The 25,966-nt window shown below is 46.3% G+C and carries 23 protein-coding genes and 1 riboswitch; of the genes, 13 read left to right on the top strand and 10 right to left on the bottom strand.

Annotated features, from left to right (window positions below; all coding sequences use genetic code 11):
- Positions 1-15: 15 nt before the first annotated feature.
- Positions 16-1,269: a porin gene (locus tag AC4MRV_RS02995; protein WP_491185937.1), complete on the bottom strand. Its 1,254-nt coding sequence runs from the start codon at positions 1,267-1,269 to the stop codon at positions 16-18.
- 414 nt (positions 1,270-1,683) lie between these two features.
- A riboswitch (FMN riboswitch) is annotated at positions 1,684-1,842 on the top strand.
- A 106-nt stretch (positions 1,843-1,948) separates the two neighbouring features.
- On the opposite strand from AC4MRV_RS02995, the gene ribB reads away from it, so the two are divergent.
- Both ribB and AC4MRV_RS02985 read left to right on the top strand, forming a co-directional pair.
- Entirely contained in the window at positions 1,949-2,605 is a 657-nt protein-coding gene (gene ribB / locus AC4MRV_RS02990; protein ID WP_491185936.1) for a 3,4-dihydroxy-2-butanone-4-phosphate synthase, read from the top strand.
- A gap of 122 nt (positions 2,606-2,727) precedes the next feature.
- On the top strand, positions 2,728-3,231 hold the full coding sequence (locus tag AC4MRV_RS02985) for a nucleotidyltransferase family protein (RefSeq protein ID WP_491186042.1): 504 nt from the start codon (positions 2,728-2,730) through the stop codon (positions 3,229-3,231).
- Here the strand turns inward: AC4MRV_RS02985 and AC4MRV_RS02980 are convergent.
- Positions 3,228-4,430, bottom strand: a complete 1,203-nt coding sequence (locus AC4MRV_RS02980; RefSeq protein ID WP_491185935.1) for a sugar efflux transporter — start codon at positions 4,428-4,430, stop codon at positions 3,228-3,230. The two genes, AC4MRV_RS02985 and AC4MRV_RS02980, sit on opposite strands and share 4 nt — an antisense overlap.
- Before the next feature lie 177 nt (positions 4,431-4,607).
- Here AC4MRV_RS02980 and AC4MRV_RS02975 point away from each other — a divergent pair, with 177 nt between their 5' ends.
- From AC4MRV_RS02975 to AC4MRV_RS02965, 3 genes are all read left to right on the top strand, one after another.
- Positions 4,608-5,507 (top strand): AraC family transcriptional regulator, encoded by a 900-nt coding sequence (locus AC4MRV_RS02975; RefSeq protein WP_491185934.1) that lies wholly within the window; start codon positions 4,608-4,610, stop codon positions 5,505-5,507.
- Positions 5,508-5,602: 95 nt separating this feature from the next.
- The gene (locus AC4MRV_RS02970) at positions 5,603-7,150 is read left to right on the top strand and encodes a cryptochrome/photolyase family protein (RefSeq protein ID WP_491185933.1); all 1,548 of its coding nucleotides are present in this window, start codon (positions 5,603-5,605) and stop codon (positions 7,148-7,150) included.
- Positions 7,150-7,857: an SDR family oxidoreductase gene (locus AC4MRV_RS02965; RefSeq protein WP_491185932.1), complete on the top strand. Its 708-nt coding sequence runs from the start codon at positions 7,150-7,152 to the stop codon at positions 7,855-7,857. Before AC4MRV_RS02970 ends, AC4MRV_RS02965 begins: the two co-directional genes overlap by 1 nt.
- A 118-nt stretch (positions 7,858-7,975) precedes the next feature.
- On the opposite strand, the gene AC4MRV_RS02960 is transcribed toward AC4MRV_RS02965, so the two are convergent.
- The 7 genes from AC4MRV_RS02960 to AC4MRV_RS02930 all read right to left on the bottom strand — a co-directional run bounded on the left by AC4MRV_RS02960 (position 7,976) and on the right by AC4MRV_RS02930 (position 15,861).
- Positions 7,976-8,824 (bottom strand): ABC transporter permease, encoded by an 849-nt coding sequence (locus AC4MRV_RS02960; protein ID WP_491185931.1) that lies wholly within the window; start codon positions 8,822-8,824, stop codon positions 7,976-7,978.
- A gap of 2 nt (positions 8,825-8,826) precedes the next feature.
- Complete coding sequence (locus AC4MRV_RS02955; RefSeq protein ID WP_491185930.1) at positions 8,827-10,107, bottom strand: ABC transporter permease; 1,281 nt, start codon at positions 10,105-10,107, stop codon at positions 8,827-8,829.
- Entirely contained in the window at positions 10,104-11,225 is a 1,122-nt protein-coding gene (locus AC4MRV_RS02950) for an ABC transporter ATP-binding protein (RefSeq protein WP_491185929.1), read from the bottom strand. The genes AC4MRV_RS02955 and AC4MRV_RS02950 overlap by 4 nt, the downstream gene beginning before the upstream one ends.
- A gap of 135 nt (positions 11,226-11,360) precedes the next feature.
- A complete protein-coding gene (locus AC4MRV_RS02945) occupies positions 11,361-12,275 on the bottom strand; it encodes a dihydrodipicolinate synthase family protein (RefSeq protein WP_491185928.1) in 915 nt (304 codons plus the stop codon).
- A gap of 81 nt (positions 12,276-12,356) precedes the next feature.
- The gene (lhpI, locus tag AC4MRV_RS02940; protein WP_491185927.1) at positions 12,357-13,322 is read right to left on the bottom strand and encodes a bifunctional Delta(1)-pyrroline-2-carboxylate/Delta(1)-piperideine-2-carboxylate reductase; all 966 of its coding nucleotides are present in this window, start codon (positions 13,320-13,322) and stop codon (positions 12,357-12,359) included.
- Positions 13,323-13,370: 48 nt separating this feature from the next.
- On the bottom strand, positions 13,371-14,450 hold the full coding sequence (locus tag AC4MRV_RS02935) for an ABC transporter substrate-binding protein (protein WP_491185926.1): 1,080 nt from the start codon (positions 14,448-14,450) through the stop codon (positions 13,371-13,373).
- 148 nt (positions 14,451-14,598) lie between these two features.
- A complete protein-coding gene (locus AC4MRV_RS02930) occupies positions 14,599-15,861 on the bottom strand; it encodes an NAD(P)/FAD-dependent oxidoreductase (protein WP_491185925.1) in 1,263 nt (420 codons plus the stop codon).
- 112 nt (positions 15,862-15,973) lie between these two features.
- Between AC4MRV_RS02930 and AC4MRV_RS02925 the strand changes: the two genes are divergently transcribed.
- The 5 genes from AC4MRV_RS02925 to rhlP all read left to right on the top strand — a co-directional run bounded on the left by AC4MRV_RS02925 (position 15,974) and on the right by rhlP (position 20,824).
- On the top strand, positions 15,974-16,975 hold the full coding sequence (locus AC4MRV_RS02925; protein ID WP_491185924.1) for a 4-hydroxyproline epimerase: 1,002 nt from the start codon (positions 15,974-15,976) through the stop codon (positions 16,973-16,975).
- A gap of 15 nt (positions 16,976-16,990) precedes the next feature.
- Positions 16,991-18,505, top strand: a complete 1,515-nt coding sequence (locus AC4MRV_RS02920; RefSeq protein WP_491185923.1) for an aldehyde dehydrogenase (NADP(+)) — start codon at positions 16,991-16,993, stop codon at positions 18,503-18,505.
- Between the two features lie 156 nt (positions 18,506-18,661).
- Complete coding sequence (locus tag AC4MRV_RS02915) at positions 18,662-19,078, top strand: DUF6559 family protein (protein ID WP_491185922.1); 417 nt, start codon at positions 18,662-18,664, stop codon at positions 19,076-19,078.
- 219 nt (positions 19,079-19,297) lie between these two features.
- Positions 19,298-19,822 (top strand): P-loop NTPase family protein, encoded by a 525-nt coding sequence (locus AC4MRV_RS02910; protein ID WP_491185921.1) that lies wholly within the window; start codon positions 19,298-19,300, stop codon positions 19,820-19,822.
- A 192-nt stretch (positions 19,823-20,014) separates the two neighbouring features.
- A complete protein-coding gene (gene rhlP / locus AC4MRV_RS02905; RefSeq protein ID WP_491185920.1) occupies positions 20,015-20,824 on the top strand; it encodes a rhombotarget lipoprotein in 810 nt (269 codons plus the stop codon).
- A 65-nt stretch (positions 20,825-20,889) separates the two neighbouring features.
- On the opposite strand, the gene ptsG is transcribed toward rhlP, so the two are convergent.
- Positions 20,890-22,332, bottom strand: coding sequence for a glucose-specific PTS transporter subunit IIBC (ptsG, locus tag AC4MRV_RS02900; RefSeq protein ID WP_491185919.1), 1,443 nt, complete (start codon positions 22,330-22,332; stop codon positions 20,890-20,892).
- A 241-nt stretch (positions 22,333-22,573) separates the two neighbouring features.
- Between ptsG and AC4MRV_RS02895 the strand changes: the two genes are divergently transcribed.
- Genes AC4MRV_RS02895 through AC4MRV_RS02885 form a run of 3 tightly spaced genes read left to right on the top strand, consistent with a single transcriptional unit; the run spans position 22,574 to position 25,936 of the window.
- Complete coding sequence (locus AC4MRV_RS02895; RefSeq protein WP_491185918.1) at positions 22,574-23,281, top strand: response regulator transcription factor; 708 nt, start codon at positions 22,574-22,576, stop codon at positions 23,279-23,281.
- Positions 23,271-24,701 carry an ATP-binding protein gene (locus AC4MRV_RS02890; protein ID WP_491185917.1) on the top strand — a complete coding sequence of 477 codons (1,431 nt, stop codon included), beginning with the start codon at positions 23,271-23,273 and terminating at the stop codon, positions 24,699-24,701. Before AC4MRV_RS02895 ends, AC4MRV_RS02890 begins: the two co-directional genes overlap by 11 nt.
- A 2-nt stretch (positions 24,702-24,703) precedes the next feature.
- Complete coding sequence (locus AC4MRV_RS02885) at positions 24,704-25,936, top strand: ABC transporter substrate-binding protein (protein WP_491185916.1); 1,233 nt, start codon at positions 24,704-24,706, stop codon at positions 25,934-25,936.
- Positions 25,937-25,966 lie beyond the last annotated feature (30 nt).

The raw sequence follows: 25,966 nt of genomic DNA, 5'->3' as shown, positions 1-25,966 counted from the left end.
TGTGTACTCCCAATACTACTTAAAGGTGTAGTTCAGCTGAACTGCAGATAAGAACGCCAACGCTTCGGCGTCAAAAGTGAGCTCATTGCCCGCAGCATCAGTTTCTTTAAAGCTGCCACTCTTACTCTGAACTAAGGTAAAGCCAGCATCTAAGCTTAAGTTTTCTGACCATAGGTAGGTCAAACCTGCGGAGTACCAGAAACGATCGCTATCTGGAATACTAAGCGTTGCTTCACCCGCTTGCTCGTCATAAGCAAGACCCGCACGAAGTGTCCACTCTTTGTTGACGGTATAAGTGGTGCCTACAGACCAACGCTGGTTATCTTCATAGTGCTCGGTTTTCTCGAAACACACACCATCTTTACACTCAGAACTAGTTGCTTTTAGCTCTTCAAACGTACTCCATTGAGTCCATTGCCAACCATAGTGAATCGCCCACTGATCGTTAAGTTGGTGAAAAGCTGACAACTCGAAGATTGCAGGTAGGCTAAGCTGAAGCTGTCCAGTTGTTTTGTTCTTGTTTGGATCAAGAATTACACCGCCATAATGATCGGTAAATTCACCATCATCAAAATTCAGATTGACTGCTGAACGATAGCCCATTCCAAAGCGATTATCTCTATCGAGCTCATACAGTGCACCTATGTTCCAACCAAAACCAATGGTTTCACCTGTCATGCTAATAATCTTGTCACTTGGTGCTCCACCAAGTGGTAAGCCACCTTGATGTCGGTCAAGCTCTGCTTCTGCGTAGACCAAGTTAATACCTGCACCCACACTAAAACGTTCATTTAATCTAAACGCTACATTGGGGTTTAGATTTACTGAAATCAAAGACGTGTTTCCAGCCAAATCACCAGCATAGATATCATCTGGATAATCGGTCGCGACACCGTAAGTTGTAAATGAAGCGAAACCCACTGCGAAATTATCGCTAACAGGGTGGATGAAATAGGCTGCAGGAACAAATTGCATTGGCGCCACATCACTCGACTTCTGTTTAAAATCAGCATCACCAATTTTAGTCTGAGTAACATTCACTTCAGGATCAACGATCGACAGCGCGCCAGAGAAGGTAGTATTTTCAAAAAGTGTCATGGCGGCAGGGTTACGCGCTAAAACGCTGGCATTGTCAGCCACCGCGCCTTCACCTGAAAATGCTCGACCAAGGCCAGAAGCTGAGTGTTCTGCAACCTGGAAGCCTGCGGAATTAGCGTTACACGCAAACAATATAGATATTGTCAGCAGAGAGCAGTGCTTTTTATTCATCCTTGACCCTCCTAGGGTAAGTTCTTTTTCGAATGGCATTGTTGTTATTTTTTAGTGTGCAACACTATGCAAAAACCGAGTGTGATTGCGCACAATGTTAATTAGATGTTATTTTTTGTGTGTCTAAATGTCAAAATTTAACCAGCTTTGGCAAGTCAAAAATGATGCATAAGTCATAGTGATATTGTAAGACGCTGTATTATCTACATTAATTTATAAAAAGTGGTCAGATCAGATTTTTTATCAAATTCATCGCTTACAAACTGACCTAAAGGTGCAAAAAACACACAAAAAAGCACTATTAGGAACGTTTTCTGTTGAGTTAGAACATTCTAATGCAGGGGTTGTGATAACGATTGCTTCTCATAAGATAAGAGACCCGTTACAATCAGCCACGCTATCAAGCAATTAGTAATTTATTCTCAGGGCGGGGCGAAATTCCCCACCGGCGGTAAGTTGTTCTCAACTATTGTTGATGAAATGACAAGCCCGCGAGCGCTCGATTCGTCGAGGTCAGCAGATCTGGTGAGAAACCAGAGCCGACGGTTACAGTCCGGATGAGAGAGAATGGAAAAACATCACCGAGATCAGCTTTGGTGATGCATTTCGTTTTGGCTGGAGTTTTAAGACTCTAGTGCTCATATATGCCCTGATTCTGGTGATATTTTAGGAGTTAACCATGAATCAGTCCTCTTTACTTGCCGAATTCGGTGAACCAATTACCCGCGTTGAAAACGCTCTTATCGCCTTGAAAGAAGGTCGTGGAGTGTTGTTACTCGATGATGAAGATCGTGAAAACGAAGGCGATATCATTTATTCGGTGGAATCTTTGACCACAGCTCAAATGGCGTTAATGATTCGCGAATGCAGCGGCATCGTTTGCCTTTGCTTACCGGAAGAGCAAGCAGATCGCCTAGAGCTCACACCAATGGTCGTAAACAATAACAGCGCTAACCAAACAGCATTTACCGTGTCAATTGAAGCGAAAGTGGGCGTTACCACAGGTGTATCTGCACAAGATCGCGTTACAACGATTAAAACGGCGGCAAGTCCAACAGCGAAAGCAACTGATCTTGCCCGCCCAGGCCATGTATTTCCGCTTCGAGCGCGTAAAGGTGGCGTACTAACGCGTCGCGGTCATACAGAAGGCACTATTGATCTAATGCAAATGGCAGGGCTACAGCCTGCAGGTGTACTTTGTGAAGTGACCAACCCAGATGGCAGCATGGCAAAAACGCCAGAAATTGTCGACTTTGGTAAGCTGCACAATATGCCTGTTTTGACGATTGAAGATATGGTGCTTTACCGCCAGCAATTTGATCTTAAGCTAGCGTAAGTAAAATCATTGCCAAGTGCGCAGGCTAGACTGCGTACTTGGCAGTTTCTCTCTAACGAACCGCGGCAGTGACGACCTTGAGCATTGAATTATCACGCCTTATTGAGCAAGACGCGCAACGCATGGCGATTTTACGCGTAGTCTCTACCTTCAACTTGCCTCAAAGTTACATCGCGGCTGGATTCGTTCGAAATCTTGTCTGGGATGAGCTTCATAGCCACACTACGTCAACACCATTGAATGATATCGATGTGGTCTATTTCGACTCTTCAAACCCCAATGCTGTACAAGACCTCGCGATTGAAGCCCAGCTCAGAGAACAGATGCCAGAGCTCAATTGGCAAGTTCGCAACCAAGCCCGCATGCACGAGCGAAATGGTGATAAGCCCTATTTGGATGTTGTTGATGCCATGAGTTACTGGCCAGAGAAAGAGACTGCTGTCGCTGCAAAAATTAACGCCAGTGGAATGGTCGAATGCATTAGCGCATTCGGTTATGAATCCTTATTCGCCCTACATATCACGCATAACCCTAAACGAGAAATCAGTAGCTTTGACCAAAGAATCACAAGTAAAAACTGGTTAACACTTTGGCCAAAGCTGACTGTAGTAAGGAACTCGGTTTAAGCTGTTACTGGTTTACTCTGCTGTTGACGATGCTTAGATTCAATAGAGGCAAACATAACCAATAGAATGAGAGCTGCAATCGACCCCGCAAAAGAGACATATAAGGTACTGTAGTAATTAAACAGCTCCCCAACCACGCCGACTGAGAGGCTTGCCAGCAACATACTCACATTGAGCATGTTAGAGAATAAAGTCGATGCCGTACCTAGTCGGTCTTTCATCATGTCTTGCAACACAACCATTCCCAAAGTAGCGCAGACGCCAATAAAGAATCCATTCAGCAACTGGGCTGCTAACATAGCCGCAAAACTGGTGCTCGTCAGCATAACAAGATAGAAAACGATACCGCTTGCAATACCCATCATCAATAGTTTGATCGTACCGACTCTCTCTGCCAATTTTCCTGCCCCCAGCATGATTGGGATTTCACACAATGCTCCCGCGCCAAACAAAATACCTAGCCAGCTCGGGTCGACCATCAGTTCCTGAGACAAATAAAGCGGCATGCTGGTGATGTAGAGGTTATTCGCAGCAAAAGCAAATACCACCACCAGACAGTAAAGCGTAATAACGCTATTCGCGGTTTTGGGAAAACTCTTTGGCTCTTGATCAACCTCGGCTTGCTCTTGGTTGCTTTCGCCATTGGGTAAGAACTTGGCAATAACCACAATCGCAATACTGATAACTGTCGCGGAAACCGCAAACGAAGCGTTGTAGCCAAAGCTCGCTTTAAGCATAAAAGCAAGAGGAGGACCAAACACCCATGCGATTGCGATACCAGCACGCATAGTTGAGAGAAATGTCGTACTATCTTCCACATAGCGATCGCCATACTCTCGGCCCAAAGCAAACAGCTGACCAAACGCGGCGCCACTGACACTGCCAAATACGGTTGCGATGGTGATGGCGATCCAATAATCTCGAACCACGATAAAGCTTGAGACAGTGATGAGGTAACACGTCAGCGCGACCAACAAGATCGTTTTGCGCTTCCAGTTCCGGTCGGACTGTCTTGCAATTAGCTGCGAGACAACCACAGCACTCACAACCGCCATCACCATGTACAGGCTTAACATCATGGGCGATGCGCCCAATTCTTCTACAATGAATAAACTCGACAACGGATAAAAAAAGGCCCCGCATAAACCAGTAACAAACGCGGTAATGATAAACAATATAGCCGTTTTATCTTTCAACATATGGGGGCTCCTTTGAGTTAAGTGTGTGAGTTAATGCAGCTACAGTGTAATCAAAGATATGCAGTCCCATTGATAGTATTCGAGCCACCTCTAATACTAATCCTTCAACTTAACAATCTCCTTTGACAGAAAAGCAACAGTTACTCTACTCTTGGTTGGTCAGAGAAGGAGCATGCAATGAAGCCGTATATTGAGAATGTCATGGATACACCCAGCAACGATTGGATTGTCCGTGAGTATCATTGCCGCGTTAAAAAAGAAGAGTTTGCCTGCTCATGGCACTATCACACCGAGTATGAGTTGGTGCTTTACCAAGACCCTGACAATGTATTTAACGGCAACTATTTTGCTGGGGACGCAGTGGGTTCAATTGGTCATAACACCCTTTTGCTTTATGGCCCTGGTCTGCCGCACATGATCACAGGCCAACTTAACAGTTCAGATGAAAAGCCTCATCACTCGGTCATTGTTTGGCTCAAACACCACTGGATAGAAAAGCTGCAAGCCACGATTCCAGAAGCTCGAAACATCAAACGCTTACTCGAAGACTCTGCCTATGGACTCAAGTTCAGCCCCGCCGTTTCACAGCAGGTGTCTGATCTACTCACTGGTGTCGAGAATCTTAGTCGTGCTTTTCAGGCAGTTCGGGTGATTGAAGTCTTGCTGCTGCTCGCCAGTGATGGGCAATCAAAGAAACTTTCCACCTCTCCCTACCGGATTAGCCAGTTATCTGGAAATCGAGAGGCACGGCAAAAAGTTCAATTAGCCACTCACTACATTGAGGAAAACTACGCAAAAGCGATACGCATCTCCGATTTAAGTAAGAGCCTACACATGAGTGAAAGCTCTGCGTATCGCCTGTTCGAAAAACACTATGGGGTGAGTTTTTCTGACCACATCAAACAGTTTCGCATCGGCAAAGCCTGTGAGCTACTGGCAAGCACGTCGCTACCTATTGCATTGGTGGCAGAAAATACAGGGTTTCAAAACCTATCGAATTTTAATCGCCAGTTCAAAACGGTAAAAGAGATGACACCGACCCAGTTCCGCAATCAGTTCCAGCAGGCGATTAAATAACGCGCCATCATGAAAAATTAAGCCGATGCAAAGCATTAGGATGATCTCGATAACAAACCGCTACGTAAGGTTAGTAAACGTTAGCGAGTTACTTAATGAACATGACCACTATCCGCCTCATTTTGGGCGACCAACTCAATATCAACCACTCTTGGTTTCAGCGCCAAGAGGAAAGCGTGTTGTACGTTATCGCCGAACTCTACCAGGAAGCGAGCTACACCACTCACCACATTCAAAAACACTGCGCCTTCTTTGCGGCCATGGAAAGTTTCGCCGACGAACTAAAGCAACTCGGCCATCAGGTTCTCTATCTCGACTTAGACGAGAGTGAACAATACCAAGATTTGCCTCACTTGCTTGCAAGCCTTGTCGAGCAACATCAAACGACTCGCCTTGAGTATCAACGACCAGATGAATACCGTTTGCTTAAGCAGCTAGAGGCACTCTCCATTGAAGGGGTGAACGTCACTATGGTGGAGAGCGAGCACTTCCTTCTCCCATTTGACGAAATTTCAGAGGCTTTTCCGCCCGGAAAACACATTTTGATGGAGCATTTTTACCGGAAAATGCGCCGACGCTTAAACCTACTCATGGAAGGCGACAAACCCGTGGGGGGCAAATGGAACTTAGATGCCAACAACCGCAACGCGTTCAGAGAGGACGATCTAGAGGCGATCCCCAACCCACTGGTGTTTGCCACAGATGTCAGTGATATTCTAGCAAGGCTTACGCGCCACAAAGTGAACAACATTGGCGACGTCTCCAACCCGCTGATTTGGCCCATCAATCGTAGCCAAGCCCTTAATTTATTAGCGCATTTCTGCCAACACTGTTTGCCGAGATTTGGTTTTTTCCAAGATGCCATGACAGACCGTCACCCAGCAAGCTGGAGCCTGTACCACAGTCGACTCTCATTCGCCCTCAACAGTAAATTGATTTCCCCCCTTGAAGTCGTCACCAGTGCCATAACCTACTATGAAAGCGCAAATGGCGATATTTCACTGTCACAGATTGAGGGTTTTGTGCGTCAGATAATCGGTTGGCGGGAATACATTCGTGCGGTGTACTGGGCAAACATGCCAAACTATCGTTCACTCAACCATTTCAATGCACAGCGACCGCTCCCTAGTTACTTTTGGAATGGCAACACCAAAATGAACTGTATCAAGCAGTCCGTTGACCAGTCTTTAACTTATGCCTATGCCCATCATATCCAGCGCCTGATGGTTACTGGCAACTTCACGCTGCTCGCGGGAATCAACCCTGATGAGGTAGATGAGTGGTACCTAGGCATCTACATTGATGCAATAGAGTGGGTTGAAATGCCCAATACTCGAGGCATGGCGCTCTACGCTGACGGTGGTATTGTCGGTACTAAGCCATACGCTGCTAGCGGTTCGTACATCAACCGCATGAGCGACTACTGTAAGTCTTGCGCTTATCAGGTGAAACTAAAAAGTGGTCCTTCTTCATGCCCACTAAATAGCTTCTACTGGCATTTTATGGCGAGACATCGCGACTTGATTGGCCAACAGCCACGCATTGGTATGATCTATCGTAACTGGGATCGAATGTCTGCGGAGGCGCAAGATGCCATATTAACCACCGCAGAGCACAACTTTGCACGATTAGAGGAGTTGTAATGAATATTCTCGTTATCGGCGGTTCAGGTGGAATTGGCTCTGCCATGCTCCAATATCTCATTAGTCATTATCCAAACGTCAAGATCTTTGCCACTTATCGTAGTACCAAGCCCGACAAGTATCGCGCGGATGTCTCTTGGCATCATTTGGATGTCGAAAATGAAGCGAGTATTCAACAGCTCGCCGCTCACTTCGAGCAGTTAGACTGGATCATTAACTGTGTAGGCTTACTGCATTCGCAGGTGAGCAAACCTGAGAAAAACCTCTCTTCGTTAAGTCCCGAGTTTTTTGTTCAAAGTATGTCAGTCAACTGTTTGGCAACATTACTTATCGCCAAACACTTCCAGAAAATAATCAGAAAAAGCGACCGTCCATGCTTGGCAACAGTATCAGCGAAAGTGGGCAGTATTACCGACAACCAGCTAGGCGGGTGGTATAGCTATCGAGCCTCAAAAGCCGCACTCAATATGGCACTCAAATCCATCGCCATTGAATGGGGACGCTTGATGCCTAAAAGCGTGGTTGTTGCGCTTCATCCTGGCACCACAAACACTCAGCTATCGAGACCATTTCAAGCTAATGTGCCTGAAGGGAAGCTCTTTTCTCCACATTATACAGCAGAACAATTGATCGAGATTTTACTTTCTCTTAAGCCCTCAGACAGTGGCAGTTTTATTGCTTATGATGGAGAGCGACTCCCCTGGTGACGCAATCCAAAAAAGCGCTTCGGAGAAGTAAAGAAGCGCGATGGAAAGATAAGATCTGGAGATGAAGCCTACATACCTGGACATTGATCTTATCACTACCCAATAATCACGGAAGTTATTACTCGCTAATCCCCCTTATGCGCGCATTTCGTCGACGCAGCAACTCCAAGGTAACTAGCAGCAATACCGACATCAAAATCAACATACTCGCCACAGCCAAAATCGTGGGGCTAATTTGCTCACGAATGCCAGACCACATTTGTCGAGGCACCGTTCGTTGCTCTACACCTGTAATGAACAAAGCGACCACCACTTCATCAAACGATGTACCGAACGCAAATAAACCACCAGAGATCATCCCTGGTCGAATCAATGGGAAGGTGACATGGCGAAACGCATAGATTGGGTTGGCACCTAGGCTGTATGCCGCTCTAACTAAGCTATGATCAAATCCACTCAAGGTCGCCGTTACAGTTATCACCACAAATGGCGTCCCTAATGCTGCGTGGGCTAGCACAATACCCGTAAAGGTTTGAGACAGATCGAGGCGCGTGTAGAAGAAATACATGGCAGCGGCAGAGATGATCACAGGAACGATCATTGGCGAGATCAAAAACGCCATAATGGTATTGCGAAATGGGACATTGTTCGCCGCGAGCCCCATCGCCGCCAACGTACCCAACGCTGTGGCTACAATAGTAGCGCAAATCGCAATTAACGTGCTGTTTTTGAGGGCATTGAGCCACTGGTCATTGGAAAACATATCGACATACCAGCGGATCGAATAGGCCTCAGGATCTAAACTTAACATCCCTTCCGTAAAGGTAAAATAAGGCGTAGCGTTAAACGATAAAGGGATAATGATGAGGATTGGCGCAATCAGAAATAAAAACACCAAAGTACAGAAGCCCAAATAGCCATAATACGCCACTCGCTCACGACCATTACAATAGCTAGGTAGCGCCATGGTTAACCTCCTACCTTAATATTATTGATTCCAACCACTCGATTGAAGATGTAAAACAGCGCAAGCACTACAGCCAGCAGTAATCCACCTAAAGCGGCAGCCATCCCCCAGTTAAGTGACGTTTGCATGTGATAAGCAATCATATTGGAGATCATCTGCCCACTGCGACCACCTACTAACGCTGGTGTAATGTAGAAGCCAATTGAAAGAATAAAAGTCAATAACGCACCTGCGCCCACGCCTGGTAGCGTTAATGGCATATAGACCTTTATGAAAGCGACAGCTGGCGTCGCACCTAAAGACCTTGCTGCACGAAAATAGCTTGGACTAATACCCTTCATTACGCTGTAGAGAGGCAAAATCATAAAGGGCAACAAGATATGGACCATGGCGACGATCGTGCCGAAAGTATTGTGCACCATTGCCAAACGCTGAGAAGTAATGCCAGACCATATTAGCAAGTCATTAATCACACCCTGATTTTGTAGCAAAACGATCCAGGAGGTGGTTCGAACCAATAGTGAGGTCCAAAACGGTAACAGCACGACAATCAGCAGCAAGTTAGCTCGTTTGTCCGGCAAATTAGCCAGTAGGTAAGCGACGGGGTACGCCATAAGCAAGCAGATCACTGTGATAGCCAGAGACATACCAAAAGTTTTACTGAAGAGATCGACATATACTTGGCGAGTTTCCGGCTGAGGACTAATCTCGCCTTTATCGTCATAACGCATATCCAATGCGGCTAAGTAGTAGCTCAATGTGTAAGGCGAGCTGAGCGTTTTCAATGCCGCCCAATATTGCGCTTTAGACCAGCGCTTATCCAGTTTTTGTATCTCTTGTTCGCTCTCTGGAAGCTGCTCCATTTTGCCTAGTTTACGCCCTGTTTTCATCAGCAAACTGCGCATACCAGAGACTTCAATATTGAGTCGATTGGCTAACTTAGGCAACGACTTATCTTGGTAACGCTCTTTAAGTTCCTCCATAAAGTGCTGCTGGATCGTTAAGCTAGGCAAGCCTTGATAATCCCATTGTTTGATCGCTTTTGCCGTTTGCGGAAAACCACTCGGCACTGATTGGTTGTCCACGCTACGATAAAGCATCTCAACTATCGGAAAAGCAAAGGTGACACAAATAAAACAGACCAAAGGAAGAATAAGCAAAAGGGATCGAATCTGTTTCTGTCGCTCAGCACGCTGCAACTGTGACTTTAAATCACGTTTCGGTTTCGACAGCTTTCGTTGCATTGAAATGACTGAAGAAAGCCCACTCAGCTCACGGCTCATGCCACTTCCTCCTGCTCAAACGACTCTGTTGGACAATCAAGCGCATGGCAATCTTGGCTATTCCAACCAATCGTCAACAAACCACCCACATTAAACTGCTGCGCGTTACGACTGTCATTGGTCACTTTCACCACCAGCTCTCCTACTCCAGCAACACTTACGACCAATCGATGATGATCACCATGATAGATAAGCTCTTTCAGTACACCAGTGACTTGGTTATCGCACACTTCCAGTTCAGGTTTAACCGTGATTTTTTCCGGACGGATAGAGAGTAGCGTCGCTTCGCCCAAGCGATTGATCCTAACAGGCTTTGCTAGCAGTCGCTGAGCGCCAACTTGAACAACGCATTGCTCGCCGTCAACCTCTTCAACGGTGCCCATCAGCTGGTTGTTCTCACCAATAAATTGCGCGACAAATGAGTTACTTGGAGATTCGTATAAGTCGGACGGTGAAGCCAGTTGCTGCACTGCCCCATTATTAAATACAGCAATGCGATCTGACATGGTGAGCGCTTCATCCTGATCGTGAGTCACGTACAAGATGGTAATGCCTAACTTTTCATGCAGATGCTTTATCTCTAACTGCATTTGTTCTCGTAGCTGTTTGTCCAACGCACCTAACGGCTCATCCATAAGTACCAACTTAGGTTCAAACACTAGTGCCCTCGCAAGGGCTACGCGCTGCTGCTGGCCACCGGATAACTGTTTTGGATAACGGTTCGCCACATGCTCCAGTTCGACCATCTTTAGTGCAGCGTCCACTTTAACGTCAATTGCTTCCGTAGACAGAGAGCGGACTTTAAGTGGAAAAGCTAAGTTCTCTGCAATCGTCATATGGGGAAATAACGCATAGTTCTGAAACACCATGCCAATGTCTCGCTTATGTGGCGCAAGATTGTTTACTGGGGTGCCATCGATATAGATCTCCCCTCCCGTCGCGGTTTCAAACCCAGCCAGCATCATCAAACAAGTGGTTTTACCGGAACCTGACGGGCCAAGCATGGTCACAAACTCTCCGGGTTTAATATCCAAGTTAAAATCTTTCACCACGAGAGTTTCCCCGTCGTAGGTTTTTTGCACATGCTGAAAGCTGACATAATCCTGATGTGTTGCCATTGATCTTCCCTTTTCCAAAATTGGTTGGTCAATCAATCCAGCTAAGTAAACAGCTTAACGCCCTAATAAGCCGTTTACGTAAAAGGATTGAAGGCAGAGCATTCTCTGCCTTTAGTTATGCGTATTGAAATATGCTTATAGGTTGTATTTTGCTAGGTCTGGGCGGGTAGCAATCGCATGCTCCACCATCGCAATCACACGCGCGCGCTCTTCACCTTTCAGGTTTTGGCGTGGGGCACGGACTTGCTCACTGCCGCGGCCACACACTTGCTCAGCCAATTTGATACATTGGACCAGAGTTGGAATGGTATCTAGACGCAACAATGGTAAGAACCAACGATAGATTTCAAGGGCTTCAGCATAACGGCCTTGGCTTGCGAGCTTATAAATCGCCACAGATTCCGCTGGGAAAGCATTGGTTAAACCTGAAATCCAACCAGTCGCACCAAGCATCAAAGATTCAAGCGCAATATCATCAACGCCGCTGAAAACGGTAAAGCGATCATCAAAACGGTTGTAAAGTTCAGTGATACGACGAGTGTCAGTTGTCGACTCTTTTACCGCTACAATGCTTTCAAACTCAGCCAGTTCAGCCATCATATCGAGGCTCACATCAACGCCATAAGAAACTGGGTTGTTGTAGATCATGATTGGCATTTCGGGCGTCGCTTCCGCCAGGGTACGGTAGTAGTCTACCGTTTCACTGTCTGATGTGCGGTAGACCATCGCAGGCATGACCATACAACCATCAATGCCAATTTTTTGCGCATCTTGCATGTACTGAATTGAAGCAGTCGTGATTGACTCTGCTGTTCCGGCAATTAATGGCACTCGACCTGCGACCACTTCTTGCGCCGCTTGAAGAACTTGACGCTTTTCATCTGGGTACAGCGCGCAGTTTTCGCCTACTGTGCCCAAGCAGATGATCCCATTGACGCCATCATTGATTTGGTTATCAATAACAGTTTGTGTCGCATCCAAATCAATCGTTTGATCCGCACGAAACTGAGTACTTACCGCAGGATACACACCTTTCCAATCTACTTTCATCTTTACCCTCCATTTGTATATTGTATGCAATTTAAATAGACATGATTACATCTATCCAACTTGGGGATTTCCCCAAAAACTCTATTTTGTATCTTGTTGATCTAGAACGAAGCGAACAGCAGCAAGATCAGCCAATGCACTGCCCACCGATTTGTAAAGCGTGATTTCAGACTGGTCCATACGCCCTGAGTGGCTGTTCGCACAAAGCTCGGTTAACTCTGCTTTAATCATCGCTTCACTAAAGTCACCCTCAGCAATAGGGATGAGAAGATCACCCGCTTCAGCCAATACGTTGATACGGCTGTCTACGAAAACATTTGAGCGCTTAATGCTAACACTGTCACACTCACGCTTATCTTTATCATGGTTACCAATCAGGTCGATGTGAGTGCCAAGTTTTACTTCTGAACCATCAAAAAGTGGCTCTGCTGAACCTGTCACGCAGGTGATCACATCCACCTGTGGAAGTTGCTCATCAACACTAGTTACAGCTTCAACACGGTAGCGCTGTGATTCTGGTAACGACTGATACTCAAGGCCAGACAAAATCTTGTCGACCGCTGCCTGAGCTTTGTGATGATCTCTGCCCCACACCAGCACCTTTTTTAGCGGGCGAATTGCGGCATAGGCCCAGGCCATGTATGGCGCAAGGTTACCGGTTCCGCAAATGAGCAAAGTCTCTGATTCTTTTCTTGCCAGATAGTCAGCCGCAAGCGCAGAGGCAGCAGCCGTACGCCAAAACGTGAGTACCTTGCCATCCAAAAGTGCCAATGGCTCTCCGTTCGATCTATCAAACGCAAGAATCTTAGACGCTAAGCTGTCACGCCCTTCCAAGTAGTTGCTGGGAAAATAGGTAAACGCTTTGACTGTGATAAGAGAGTCATTCCATGCTGGCAGCAGCGCGAAGGCATCATACGCCCCCTTTTTAAGTGGCATCACTCGACGCTGAGGTATCGTTACTTGCTGCTGATAAGTCTGACGCATGGATTCAATCAGCCCCTTCATCGAAAGCGACTGAACAATTTGCTGAGCATCGAGGTTAAGCATGTTTTTTTCCTTTTAGAGAGGCGGGGTTACCGCCTCGTTGAGCACTGGTTAGTTTAAAAGCCAAGTGTTGAACTCTTCATTCAACTCATCGGCATAATCTGACCACCATTCATCATCGATAAGAAAAGCAGTTTTAAAGTTATTAGGCGCAGTCGGTAAACTGGCCAAGATCTCTGTACTGATTTGTGCAGAGGAGGATTTGCGAGTCGGGCCATATGCCACATACTTCGCCTGATCAGCAAGAGGCTGAGTGCCCGATGAGAATTTAATGAACTCTAAAGCTAACTGGGTATTTGGACTCCCTTTAGGAATCGCCCATCCATTCATATAGCCCAATTGATGATCCCAAATGATTTTGAACGGCTGACCTTCTTCTTGAGTCGCGCTATGAATCCGGCCGTTAAACGCAGATGCCATAACCACTTCTTTATCTGCGAGCATTTGTGGTGGTTGCGCCCCTGTCGTCCACCAAACAACATGAGGCTTGATGGTATCTAGTTTGGCAAATGCACGCGCTCTTCCCTCAGCGGTCTCCAACGTCTCATACACCTTCTCTGGCTCGACGCCATCTGCAATCAAAGCCCACTCTAAATTACCTTGTGGCATTTTTTGTAATGCACGACGGCCGGGGTATTGGTTCAAATTAAAAAGATCAACAAGCTTAGTCGGCGCGGATTTACCTTTAAACGCGTCCTCATTGATCGTGAGTACCGTCGACACGACTATGGTATTCACAGCACATTCATGTATTGCACCTGGTATAAAATCCTTGTCTGCTGGTGTGCCATCGTCTCCTGCAGGTAGGATGCTAGGGTCAACAGGTTCAAGTAACCCTTCAGCGCAACCACGAACAATGTCAGGCTTATCGAGAGAAACCAGATCCCAACGAACTTTATTTGCCTCTACTTGCGCTTTAATTTCCGCTAAGCCGCCACTGAAATCTTCTGAGATCAGTTCGACTCCTGTCTTTGCAATAAACGGTTTGTGGTATGCCTCTACTTGGCTGTGGGTAAATGCTCCTCCCCAAGAAACCACAGTTAACTTATCTTCAGCGCTTGCAACGCTTGATGTCCCTAACAGCATTCCAGAAATCAAAAGTGCCAATGGTGTGAATGTCTTTCTTGACATGTGTTGTGCTCCTTTTTAGTTGTCTCATCAGGGTATTCCCTGAATTTTTCGGACGCCTGGATACAGCTGTTAGGCATCAATCCTTGATTAACTTTTTATTAACATAATCAATAAGTATATTTTATACAATATTTAATTTTAAAATTTTTTAACCAAAACGATTCAAACGAAACGGTGTAACATCGAGTACAGTATTTTGCTTATTACGTAGCTGAAAAATTAACTCAGCTGTGACCGCTGCATGAGTTAGCCCTAAATGCTGATGACCAAATGCGAATAAAATTTTTCCATCATCCACGCTGTCAATGACAGGTAGCGAGTCTGGCAATGAGGGACGATTTCCCATCCATTGCTCTCCCATCTCGCAAGCCTCACTATCTTCATTTAGTAGACCTTGGGCCAATTTCTTTAGCATGAGAGAACGCTTCATATTTGGCGGGGAATCTAGCCCTGCATATTCAACGGTTCCCGCTAAACGCAATCCACCATCCATGGGAGTCATGATAAATTTACGATCTGCGGAGCTCACTGGAAACGGCAAACTCTGTTTCAATTGGGGGAGCATAAGGTGATAACCGCGCTCTGCTTGAAGAGGAACTTTTCGCCCTGTCAGACGTTGAACTAAGCGTACTGACTCAGCGCCTGTTGCAATAATGACCGAATCAAAAGCCTTAGATTGTCCATTGTATTTAACCGAAACCAACTCACCAGAAGAAACGTCATCTATCTCTTTTTGGATAAACTTCCCACCTAACTTTTCGAACACTGATTTCAGCTCAAGGCATATCTGATAAGGGTTTAGTGTATGTCCCGTGTTTGGAAAAAAGACTCCGTGTTTTACATTGTGAGATAGACTAGGCGCATATTGCCTTATCGCTTTTTGCCCCCAGAGTTCGTACTCCACGCCATGCTCATCAAATCCCTTTAAGTTTGAACCATAAGCTTTAAATAGACTATCGCTTTCAAAGGTTAGCAGAGACCCATTCATCACAATTAAGTGGCGCAAACCCACCGAATCCAGCAAAGAAAACCAACTCGGCATCGCCTTCTCATTTAGCCGAGACAACACCTCAGTCGCATACAAAGTCGGGGCTTTTCGGGCATGAAACAAGAACCGTACCATCCAACCAAACGTTTTAGGTAGATCGCGAAATCGGATGGAAACAGGACTTGATGACGACAGCAGCATCTTGGGTAACTGAGGCAATAAAGAGGGAGTCGCCAGAGGAAATACTTGCTCTGTCGCGAAGTGGCCAGCATTGCCTTTGGAGCACCCTTCCCCTGCTCCCGCCTTATCAAAAATAGTCACGCTATCACCGTTTAACTGAAGCTTTAGTGCACTACATAAACCAATGATACCACCACCAATAACGGCCACATTTCGACCAGAAGTTGACTGTTCACTGTCCATTTATTTCTGCTCCTTATCACGTTTCCAAAACAAAATTGTATAAAATATACTTAACATCACGATAACATCCAACTCCGACAGTTCAACCTATTTCCTATGCAAGGAGCGAAAAATGAGACAAGGAACCTTCTTCTGTATCGATGCGCATACCTGTGGAAACCCCGTTCGTTTAGTTGCAGGAGGGGTACCTCCACTAAGTGGCGGAACGATGAGTGAAAAGCGTCAGTTTTTCTTAGAGCACTACGACTGGATCCGCCAATCGTTGATGTTTGAGCCCCGTGGCCACGCCATGATGTCTGGCTCAGTGGTTCTGCCTCCCTGCAGCGAAAATGCAGACGCATCAATACTGTTTATCGAAACCAGTGGCTGCTTGCCTATGTGCGGACATGGAACGATTGGCACGGTCACTTCCGCCCTAGAACACAAGTTGATCACACCCAAAAAAGAAGGCCGCCTAGTATTAGATGTACCAGCAGGTCAAATCGAAGTGCACTACCAGCGAGATGGCGAGAAGATCACCTCAGTAAAGATCTTCAATGTGCCGGCTTACCTCGCTCACCAAGATGTCACCGTCAATGTGGAAGGGCTTGGGGAAATCACAGTCGATGTATCCTATGGCGGCAACTACTACGTCATTGTAGATCCTCAAGAGAATTATCGTGGCTTAGAGCACTACACGTCAGACGAAATCCTAATGCTTAGCCCAAAGGTTCGCGAAGCGGTATCTAACGCAGTGGAATGTATTCATCCCAATGATCCCACCGTTTGCGGAGTTTCTCATGTACTTTGGACTGGTACGCCAACCAAACCAGAATCGACTGCTAAAAATGCTGTTTTTTATGGTGAAAAGGCGCTGGATCGCTCGCCTTGCGGTACCGGAACCAGTGCACGCATGGCTCAATGGCACGCCAAAGGAAAACTCAAACAAGGGGAAGACTTTGTCCACGAAAGCATTATTGGCAGCCTATTCACGGGCCGAATTGAAGGGGTCACTGAAATCGATGGTCGCGCAGCTATTCTGCCTAGCATTGAGGGTTGGGCACAGGTGACAGGACACAACATTATTTGGGTCGATGATGAAGACCCGTATGCATTTGGTTTTGAATTAAAATAGCCCTAAGGAAATATCATGCAACCTTGTTCTACATTTAACGCAATCAATCCGGCAACGGAACGCTCGCTACCTGGTGAATACCCTGAACATGGCGCAAAAGAGGTCGACCTCGCTGTGACGGCTGCAAACGAAGTAGCCAAATCTTTTCGCCAGACAACACCCACTCAACGTAACGCCTTGTTGCATGCGATTGCAGATAGCTTAGAAGACGCTCGTGAAGCGATTGTGGCAAGAGCAGAACTTGAATCAGCACTACCGAACGCGAGACTTAATGGTGAGCTAAGCCGCACAACTGCTCAGCTACGTTTATTTGCGGACGTTGCGGTTGGAGGCCTATGGCAAGAAGCGATTTTTGACACTGCAAACCCTAATCGCCAGCCATTGCCTAAGCCAGATATTCGTCGCCAAAACATCGCACTGGGACCTGTGGCCGTGTTTGGAGCGTCCAACTTTCCACTCGCGTTTTCAACAGCAGGTGGCGATACAGCTTCAGCGTTAGCTGCGGGTTGCCCTGTTGTGGTAAAAGGTCATCCTGCTCATCCAGGCACAAGCGCGATCGTCGCACAATGCATTGCCAAAGCACTTGATAGCGAGAAACTGCCACAAGCGATCTTTACTTTGTTGCAGGGCACCAGCCATGAATTAGGCCAAGCCGTTGTCACTCATCCTGATATTAAAGCTGTTGGCTTTACTGGCTCAATACATGGAGGCCGTGCTCTGTTCAACTTAGCGCAACAGCGGCCAGAGCCTATTCCATTCTACGGTGAACTTGGCGCTTCTAACCCCGTTTTCATTTTACCTCAGCGTATGGACAACCAAGCAGAGTCATTGGCAGAAGAATACCTCATGTCAATGAACATGGGCTGTGGCCAGTTCTGTACTAAGCCGGCAGTGGTGTTTATTGCGAAAAGTGAAGCAAGCGAGCGCTTTGTACACGCTATGCGTCAAGGCATCAAAGTTCAAGCTGGACAAACCATGTTGACTTCGGGGATCAAATCCAACTACCTAGAGCAGAGTGAGCAACGCGCGCAACAGTCTGGGTTAACCCGAACTCTATCGAGTCCTGATTTTGGCGTACCTTCAATGTTATTTGAAACCAGCAGCGAAACGTGGCGTAACAACCCGCAATGGCAAGAAGAAATCTTTGGCCCTCAATCCATTGTCGTTGTATGTGAAGACAGCGCAGAGATGATCAGCCTGAGCCAAGGTCTTGCTGGAAGCTTAACAGCAACAATACATGCGGACGCTGACGATTATCCCCTCGCTAAACGTCTGTTGCCAGAACTGGAAGAAGTCGCAGGTCGTATCGTCTTTAACGGCTGGCCAACCGGAGTTGAAGTCAGCTACGCGATTGTACACGGTGGTCCTTACCCTGCTTCCACCATGCCAGCAAGTACCTCTGTTGGAGCAGAGGCGATTAAGCGCTGGTTACGCCCTGTTGCCTACCAATCGGTGCCAGACGCTCTGCTGCCAACGAGCTTGCAAGAAACTAACCCTCTAAATGTACGCCGGAGTGTCGATGGTAAGTAGTCGCCACTAATTAAAGAGCCGACACCACTACATCGGCTCTTTAACCTAATTATCAATATTTTATTGAGATTTGCCTATACGATTATTAAACGGCACTATGACATTCACGATGTTAATGCGATGTGGAATGAACGCATCGTTAAGCTAGGAGCAAATATGTTTCCATGGTCAAAAAGCCGCATAATCAAATCTGTCGCAATGGAAGTCGCACCGAGACTATCAATTAAGTTTGGTAAGAAAGATAACTATGACCCCCAAGAAATTAATTGGGCATTAAAGGCAATCGGCAAAGAACAAGACACTAAGTACTGCAACTACGCCTACGCCATGATCACACACCCCAGCTTCTATATGTCACTAGGGCTCTCAAGCGCATTTGGCAATCAACCTGAGTTTCATCGTGAAGTGAGTAACGTGTTATTTAAGCAAGACGCTCTACCAACCTTTGACGCATACCTAGAATACGCCAAGATTCATTCGTCCACGTCATCAAGTTCAACCAACACTTCATGTGATCAATCTGGCGGGGTAGATTTTGGTTCGGATTCATCAGGTGACGGTGGCATATTTTAGGCTTAGAAACCTGTATAAAAATTACGCAAACCGATTGACAATCCAAGCTGTTTATCGAAAAGTAACAATATGACAAAACAACTCGCACAACGTCACGCTCGAATTATCATCATTCCTTAGGAATGGTGGGATTGTTGCTGCGCTTTGTTTGTATAAAACCCACCCGTAACGGTGGGTTTTCTGTATCTACCTTACGGGACTAAAACGTTAGGAGGTTACATGAAAAAGGTCGCCGTATTCGGAAAGCCAGGCAGTGGAAAATCAACGCTGAGCAAAGCGCTGTCGGAAACGAAAGGAATCACACTTCATCAACTCGACTCTATCGTCTATCAAGCCAATGGAAAGCCGATTGATAGGCAAAGCTTCGATGGGATCCACGATAACATCCTCAACTCAGAACAATGGGTCATTGATGGTCTAGGGCCCTTGGCATCATTTCGCAAACGTCTCGATGAGGCGGACACGCTCGTATACATCGATTTACCCTATCCAGTCTGTTATTGGTTCGTCACAAAGCGATTACTAAAAAGCCTGTATGTTAAACCTGAAGGTTGGCCAGAAGGAAGCTCGGTTTTTAAAGGGACAAGGGAAAGTTATAAAATGCTCAAGCTTAGCCCGAGCTTTTGGAACGATGATTTTACTCAGTCACTAAACAAGATGGCCAAACACAAAACCATTCACATCCTTCGTTCTACCAAAGAGCTTGAATTCTTCATTCAACAGCTCTCTAAATCGAAAGGGTGAACGACTGTTATCTCCCTTAAATCATTCGACTGAACAGTGAGAAGCCGAACTACTCGGTTTCTCACAAATTATCCAACCAAAATAAAAAACACTGTTCAAAATAAATTTAATCCGTTAGGATTCATCACACCGTTAAACCATCATAACCAAATAGTTACTTAGGAATTCACTTCGAAGTAAAAGGATTTGAAAATGAAAAAACTGATCTCATTATTAATTTTGCCTTTACTATTAGTCGGTTGTAGTTCAATAGATCGTCAAGAGCAAGCCTCTAGTAGCCTAGTTGACTTCCTTTACCCAGACACCCAAGACTATGCCAAGCATCAACCGAGCACTCCGCATCTCACTCTGCCATTGAACATTGGTATTGCTTTTGTCCCCTCCTCAGAGTTTGGCAAATTGAATCTTTCTGCTAGCCGTAAGCAAGAGATTCTCAGTCAAGTGAAAAGTGAATTTGCTCAGTTAAGTTACATCAACCGCATTGAGATCATCTCTGGTAATTATCTAAAAAATGGCGGTAGCTTTGACAATCTCGACCAGCTCTCGAGGTTGTACAACATTCAAGTAATGGCGCTTGTTTCTTATGATCAAATCGCCCGCAGTACCCAAAACAGTGCATCTTTGCTCTACTGGACAATTGCTGGCTTATACATGATCCCTGGGGATGAAAATACTACTCAAACCTTTGTTGATACGGCTCTTTTCGACATTCAAAGTCGCCAACTGCTGTTCCGCGCACCGGGGATCAGTAAGGTTGAATCCTACTCGACAGCGGTAGGCCTTGATGACACCTTCTATCAAAACTCCGAGAAAGGTTTTGATCTCGCCGTTACAGACATGGTGGTCAACCTGAATGATGAACTGGAGAGCTTCAAAGTTCGAGTTAAAGAAGAGAATATTGCCAAAGTCAGCTACCGGAGTGGTTCTGGTGGGGGTAGCGTAAATATCCTATTTGTTATCAGCTTAATTGGACTTGTCATGCTAAGGCGACGTCTGCACTGAGGTTAACGAAAAAGCCAACCTCAGGAGAGGTTGGCAAGCCTTACCAAATTAGGGGGTAGGTAAGATTAAGACAGTGCGAGCACACCATGAATTTCTGATTTAATCGTATCGGATTGAGTACCAAATATCGCTTGTAAGCTGTCGCCAATCACAAGAACATCGTGTGCGCCCAATTGCTTTAGCTTCTCAACATCGACGTTAGCGATATCCTTCACCGACACTCGTAGCCTTGTGATACATGCGTCCACCGATTTGATGTTCGCTTTGCCACCTAGCGCAGCCACAACACCAACCGCTATCTCATCTGGCTGACCAGCAATTTTGACCTCGGCAATGTCCGTTTCTCGCCCTGGCGTTTTTAGATCGAGTTTCACAATCAAGAAGCGGAATAGGCCGTAGTATAGTGTCGCCCAGATTGGACCAATGATGATGAACATCCACGCATTGCTCGACATTGGGTAGTACAAGAAGAACTGAATCGCGCCGTGAGCAAAGTCGGTACTGTGTTTAATCTCCAAGAATGCTGTGATGGCAAAGGCTATACCAGTCAAGAAGATATGGATGATGTAGAGCACAGGCGCGACAAACAAGAATGTAAACTCGATAGGCTCAGTAATACCTGTTAACCATGAGGTCAACGCTGCTGACATCATCAAACCACCGACGATTTTTTTACGCTCTGGCGTAGCACAATGATAGATTGCTAGCGCTGCAGCTGGCAGTGCCCACATTGAGTACATAAATCCACCAGACAAGTAACCTGCCGTTTTATCGCCAGCGAAGAATCGTGTCAGCTCACCCGTGATCTCTTTGCCTGTGTCAGGGTCAATGTAGCTACCCACTTCAAAGAAGAATGGTGCATTCCAGATGTGGTGTAAACCGACAGGCAGTAGTGAGCGCTCACCAGCACCATAAACAGCCCAAGCCAATACAGGGTTTTGATACGCCGCCCAGTGAGAGAAAGCATCTAAAAGTTGACCGACTGGTGGCCATGCAAATGCGAGCACAGCACCAACCAAAATGGCAGACAATCCCGTCACGATAGGTACAAAACGTTTACCGGCGAAGAAACCTAAGTACTCTGGCAAACGGATATCATAGAAGCGGTTATACATAACGGCGGCAACCGCACCAATGATCACGCCACCGAATACACCGGTTTGCAGCGTTTCTACACCCATTATAGTGGCATCGGTTTCAAGGCCGCGCAGCCCGGTGACAATGCCTAATGAAGCGTTCATGATAATGAGTCCGACCAAGCCAGCAAGTGCCGCCGCGCCATCATTACCTTTAGATAGCCCAAGCGCCACTCCAACTGCAAACATCAACTGCATATTGCCAAATACGCCGTCCCCCGCGGCAAGCATGATTTTACTCAGCGCTTCTGGAATAAACGCAAACCCCGCATTACCGATACCCAGCATTAAACCGGCTACAGGCAGCACCGCAACAGGCAGCATCAGTGACCGGCCTATTTTTTGTAGTTGTCCAAATAAACTTCCAAACATGGTTCCCTCCTGACATTTGTCAGCGTTTTTATCATTTGAGTTACACCCAAATTTCTGTTTCACGTAAAGTCAGGAAGATCATAACGAGTTGCTAATCAGCCAAGGTTACAAAATACTGCGAGTTTGTAAGTGATGACTTACAAATTCCCCCCTTTGTAACCAATAAATTAGAGCTACCTCAATTGAGAATTATTGGTGGAAATTGCATCATATTTAAAACTCGCGGCAAGGATGCAAAGTGATGGAAAACAAGCTGATACTCGTGGTAGATGACAACTTAGATCTTCGTGAAGCACTCTCAGACTACTTGGGGAAAGCGGGGTTTGATGTTATTGGCGCGGAAAATGGGCGCGAGATGTGGCAACAACTCAAAAAGCACAGCCCCGATTTAATCATTTTAGATATCATGATGCCGGGTGAAGATGGCTTCACCTTATGCCAAAAGCTGCGCCGTGACTCACAAATACCCATTATTATGCTCACCGCCGTCACTGAAGAAGCGGACCGCGTTGCTGGCTTGGAGATGGGCGCAGACGATTACATCACTAAATCATTCAGTCCAAGAGAATTACTCGCTCGAATTAAAACCATCTTACGCCGCAGCCAACACAACCCTCAAACTCAACTAGCCAGAAAAGTCCGCTTTGATGATTGGTCACTCGACACGGTCACGCGGCAGTTGACCCATCTGGCAGATAACCAGATAAAACAGCTCAGTGGTGCCGATCTATCGCTACTCGGACTGTTCGTCAATAATGCGAAAACAATCCTATCGCGTGATGATATTGCAAGGGAAATATGGGGAAGAGATGCCGACCCTTTTGAACGAGGAATCGACGTACAAATTAGTCGACTTAGGCATCACTTGGAAGATAAAGATCGCTCTTTGATCCTAACAGTGCGGAACAAAGGCTATATGTTAACCACGGATGTCCACTATGAGAATTAAAACGTGGACCAGCTCGCTCGCATTTAGAACCAGTATCTTCCTGCTCTTAGTGATCATCCTCGCTCAATTGCTATCGGGGATGATCTGGTATCAGCATGCCAATGAACGCGACAAACAGGGATTAACCAATACGGTAAAGAGCTTAGCATTGAGCGCTTCTTCCACCATTTCTTTCTTTCAAACGCTGCCTTCAGAATATCGCCACCTTGTACTCAATCAACTACGTAACATGGGTGGAACCCGGTTTTTTGTCTCACTCAATAACCACCACATCGAAACGCCTCCCCTGCCTGACAGCGAACGAAAAGCGCTGGTCTTAAATGAAGTCAAACAAGTGTTGGCTGCAGAGCTACAAGAAACCCCGAACATCTCGGTTGAATTTACCCAACGTGACAACCTGCGGGTCTTTAACAATGAGCTCCCCATTGATGAACTCCCTATGCTATGGGCTCACTACTCTCTCTCTTTTGGCGATCTCAATCCTCCGATTTTAGTGATGCAAGTCGAAGTGGACGAGAATGAATGGTTTTACCTAGCGGCAGTACTGCCTGCGCCTTATATCAATCTGGAAACCAACTACTTCGACATTAGAGAGTGGCTCACTTTGCTTCTTTCAGCCCTGCTGCTGCTCATTTGCACTTGGTTCGTCGTTCGCAAAGAGATCCAACCAATCCGCGAATTAGCTAAAGCCGCCACTTTGATGTCGAGCCGACTCAACATCCCTCAAGTCAAAGAGCGCGGTAGCAAGGAGTTAAAAGCCGCGATCCGAGCATTTAATAAAATGAATCGCCGCATCGACAGCCACATAAAAGATCGAGAGATGCTATTTGGTGCCATTTCACATGACTTAAAAACGCCCATTGCATGTTTAAAGCTGCGAGCGGAAATGCTTGATAACGACACCGACCGGCAGCGCTTCACTCGCTTAGCCAACGATTTGGACTTAATGGTCAAAGGGGCGTTGCAATGTATTAAGGAAACCGACATCCATGAAGAAATTGAACCGATAGATTTCAACCAACTTGTCGAACATATTGCGACTACCGTGACACCACAATCCGAGCGAATAAACATTCAAGGCTCAATAGAGTCCTCTGTGGCTGGCAAGCCTCTCGCGATCAAACGTTGCATTCAAAACCTTGTCGATAATGCTCTAAAATATGGCGAAAGAGCTGAAATCCAACTATTCGAGAGTGCCGATTCGGTCAATATTGTCATCGATGATCACGGTCGCGGCGTGGATGACGCTATTCTAGAAAAACTCTGCCAACCCTATTACCGGGCGAATAAAGATCAAGAAGGCTCAGGGTTGGGGCTCACTATTTCTCAAAGCATTGCGAAAGCGCACGGTGGCTCTCTTTCTCTTAGCCACTCTTCATTTGGCGGATTGCGCGCCACGCTATCTTTCCCAAGAGACTGACTATGAACAAACTGGCGATTTATCTTTCTACTTTTACACTTGTTTCACCCGCCTATGCCGATGTTGAGTTTCTCCACTGGTGGACGTCTCAAGGTGAGCAGCAAGCACTCAGTGTGTTAACCCAACAGTTACATCAGCATGATATAAAGCTTGCACCAAGCCCTGTATTAGGCGGCGGCGGAGACAGTGCCATGACCGTACTTCAAGCTCGTGCCCTAGCCGGAAACCCACCAAGTTTTGCTCAAATCGAAGGGCCCAGTATCAAAGCATGGGATGCAATTGGTATTCTTTATGATGTTAACTCAGTAGCAAAAGCTAATAATTGGGACACCACACTCTACCCGCTTTCAAAACAGATAAACAAAACCGAGAATGGCTACGTCGCCCTTCCGTTAACGCTCCATCGCCTCAACTGGCTATGGGTCAACCACCGATTGCTTAATGAAATCAATCAACCGATTCCAACCACTTGGCAAGCAATGTTTGCCGTAATGGAACGAGCTAAAGAACAAGGCATCCCCCCTCTCGCCGTCGGTGAGCAACCATGGCAAATTGCTCAGCTGTTTGAAAACCTAGTCATAGCAACAGGCGGCGTTGACTTCTATACCAAAGCGATGGTTGAGCTCGATCCGCAAAGCATTGATAGCGTTACTTTAAAATCAGCACTACAACAGTTTCGCCGCTTAAGTTTACTTATCAACAATCAACTACCTGATACGAAATGGGACACCGCCACCACCGCACTGGCAAATAACCAAGCTCTGTTTCAACTCGGGGGCGATTGGATACTGGGTGACCTTATGGCCAAAGGCATTCAAGTGCCCGAACAAATAGGCTGCTACCCAGCGCCTGAGAGTGACGACGTTTTCCTCTATAACATGGATAGCCTGATCTTCATGGCAAGCAAACCATTTGATAAACAAGAGGCCAATCGCGTAGCGAATGCTCTGGCAAACAAGGAGTTCCAAGCCAAGTTTAACCGCGCTAAAGGTTCCATTCCTGTGCGCATGGATATTGAGCTCAGTGACTTTAACCCATGCCAAATCAAGTCGTATGATGCATTTAAACAAGGGTTAGCGCACAGGAAAGCCGTACCAAGTATGATTGACTCAATGGCCGTTAACCCCGTCGCCCAGCAAGCGATTAACTCGGAGATCTTCCGCTTCTACCGAAATAAAGAGCTCACAGAAGAGACGCTAATCAAGCGCATTATTGCCATTGCTGGGAGTAACTAGCTCACTTTGTATGTGTGAACAATTGACCTA

It is taken from the genome of Vibrio sp. (assembly GCF_984391705.1).
Note: the sequence above shows the minus strand (reverse complement) of the source record. Positions and strands in the feature narration are given on the sequence as shown.

Excerpts from the sequence above, each read along its gene's own strand:
- AC4MRV_RS02995 (WP_491185937.1), bottom strand. The coding sequence starts at position 1,269 with ATGAATAAAAAGCACTGCTCTCTGCTGACAATATCTATATTGTTTGCG.
- ribB (WP_491185936.1), top strand. The coding sequence starts at position 1,949 with ATGAATCAGTCCTCTTTACTTGCCGAATTCGGTGAACCAATTACCCGC.
- AC4MRV_RS02985 (WP_491186042.1), top strand. The coding sequence starts at position 2,728 with ATGGCGATTTTACGCGTAGTCTCTACCTTCAACTTGCCTCAAAGTTAC.
- AC4MRV_RS02980 (WP_491185935.1), bottom strand. The coding sequence starts at position 4,430 with ATGTTGAAAGATAAAACGGCTATATTGTTTATCATTACCGCGTTTGTT.
- AC4MRV_RS02975 (WP_491185934.1), top strand. The coding sequence starts at position 4,608 with ATGAAGCCGTATATTGAGAATGTCATGGATACACCCAGCAACGATTGG.
- AC4MRV_RS02970 (WP_491185933.1), top strand. The coding sequence starts at position 5,603 with ATGAACATGACCACTATCCGCCTCATTTTGGGCGACCAACTCAATATC.
- AC4MRV_RS02965 (WP_491185932.1), top strand. The coding sequence starts at position 7,150 with ATGAATATTCTCGTTATCGGCGGTTCAGGTGGAATTGGCTCTGCCATG.
- AC4MRV_RS02960 (WP_491185931.1), bottom strand. The coding sequence starts at position 8,824 with ATGGCGCTACCTAGCTATTGTAATGGTCGTGAGCGAGTGGCGTATTAT.
- AC4MRV_RS02955 (WP_491185930.1), bottom strand. The coding sequence starts at position 10,107 with ATGAGCCGTGAGCTGAGTGGGCTTTCTTCAGTCATTTCAATGCAACGA.
- AC4MRV_RS02950 (WP_491185929.1), bottom strand. The coding sequence starts at position 11,225 with ATGGCAACACATCAGGATTATGTCAGCTTTCAGCATGTGCAAAAAACC.
- AC4MRV_RS02945 (WP_491185928.1), bottom strand. The coding sequence starts at position 12,275 with ATGAAAGTAGATTGGAAAGGTGTGTATCCTGCGGTAAGTACTCAGTTT.
- lhpI (WP_491185927.1), bottom strand. The coding sequence starts at position 13,322 with ATGCTTAACCTCGATGCTCAGCAAATTGTTCAGTCGCTTTCGATGAAG.
- AC4MRV_RS02935 (WP_491185926.1), bottom strand. The coding sequence starts at position 14,450 with ATGTCAAGAAAGACATTCACACCATTGGCACTTTTGATTTCTGGAATG.
- AC4MRV_RS02930 (WP_491185925.1), bottom strand. The coding sequence starts at position 15,861 with ATGGACAGTGAACAGTCAACTTCTGGTCGAAATGTGGCCGTTATTGGT.
- AC4MRV_RS02925 (WP_491185924.1), top strand. The coding sequence starts at position 15,974 with ATGAGACAAGGAACCTTCTTCTGTATCGATGCGCATACCTGTGGAAAC.
- AC4MRV_RS02920 (WP_491185923.1), top strand. The coding sequence starts at position 16,991 with ATGCAACCTTGTTCTACATTTAACGCAATCAATCCGGCAACGGAACGC.
- AC4MRV_RS02915 (WP_491185922.1), top strand. The coding sequence starts at position 18,662 with ATGTTTCCATGGTCAAAAAGCCGCATAATCAAATCTGTCGCAATGGAA.
- AC4MRV_RS02910 (WP_491185921.1), top strand. The coding sequence starts at position 19,298 with ATGAAAAAGGTCGCCGTATTCGGAAAGCCAGGCAGTGGAAAATCAACG.
- rhlP (WP_491185920.1), top strand. The coding sequence starts at position 20,015 with ATGAAAAAACTGATCTCATTATTAATTTTGCCTTTACTATTAGTCGGT.
- ptsG (WP_491185919.1), bottom strand. The coding sequence starts at position 22,332 with ATGTTTGGAAGTTTATTTGGACAACTACAAAAAATAGGCCGGTCACTG.
- AC4MRV_RS02895 (WP_491185918.1), top strand. The coding sequence starts at position 22,574 with ATGGAAAACAAGCTGATACTCGTGGTAGATGACAACTTAGATCTTCGT.
- AC4MRV_RS02890 (WP_491185917.1), top strand. The coding sequence starts at position 23,271 with ATGAGAATTAAAACGTGGACCAGCTCGCTCGCATTTAGAACCAGTATC.
- AC4MRV_RS02885 (WP_491185916.1), top strand. The coding sequence starts at position 24,704 with ATGAACAAACTGGCGATTTATCTTTCTACTTTTACACTTGTTTCACCC.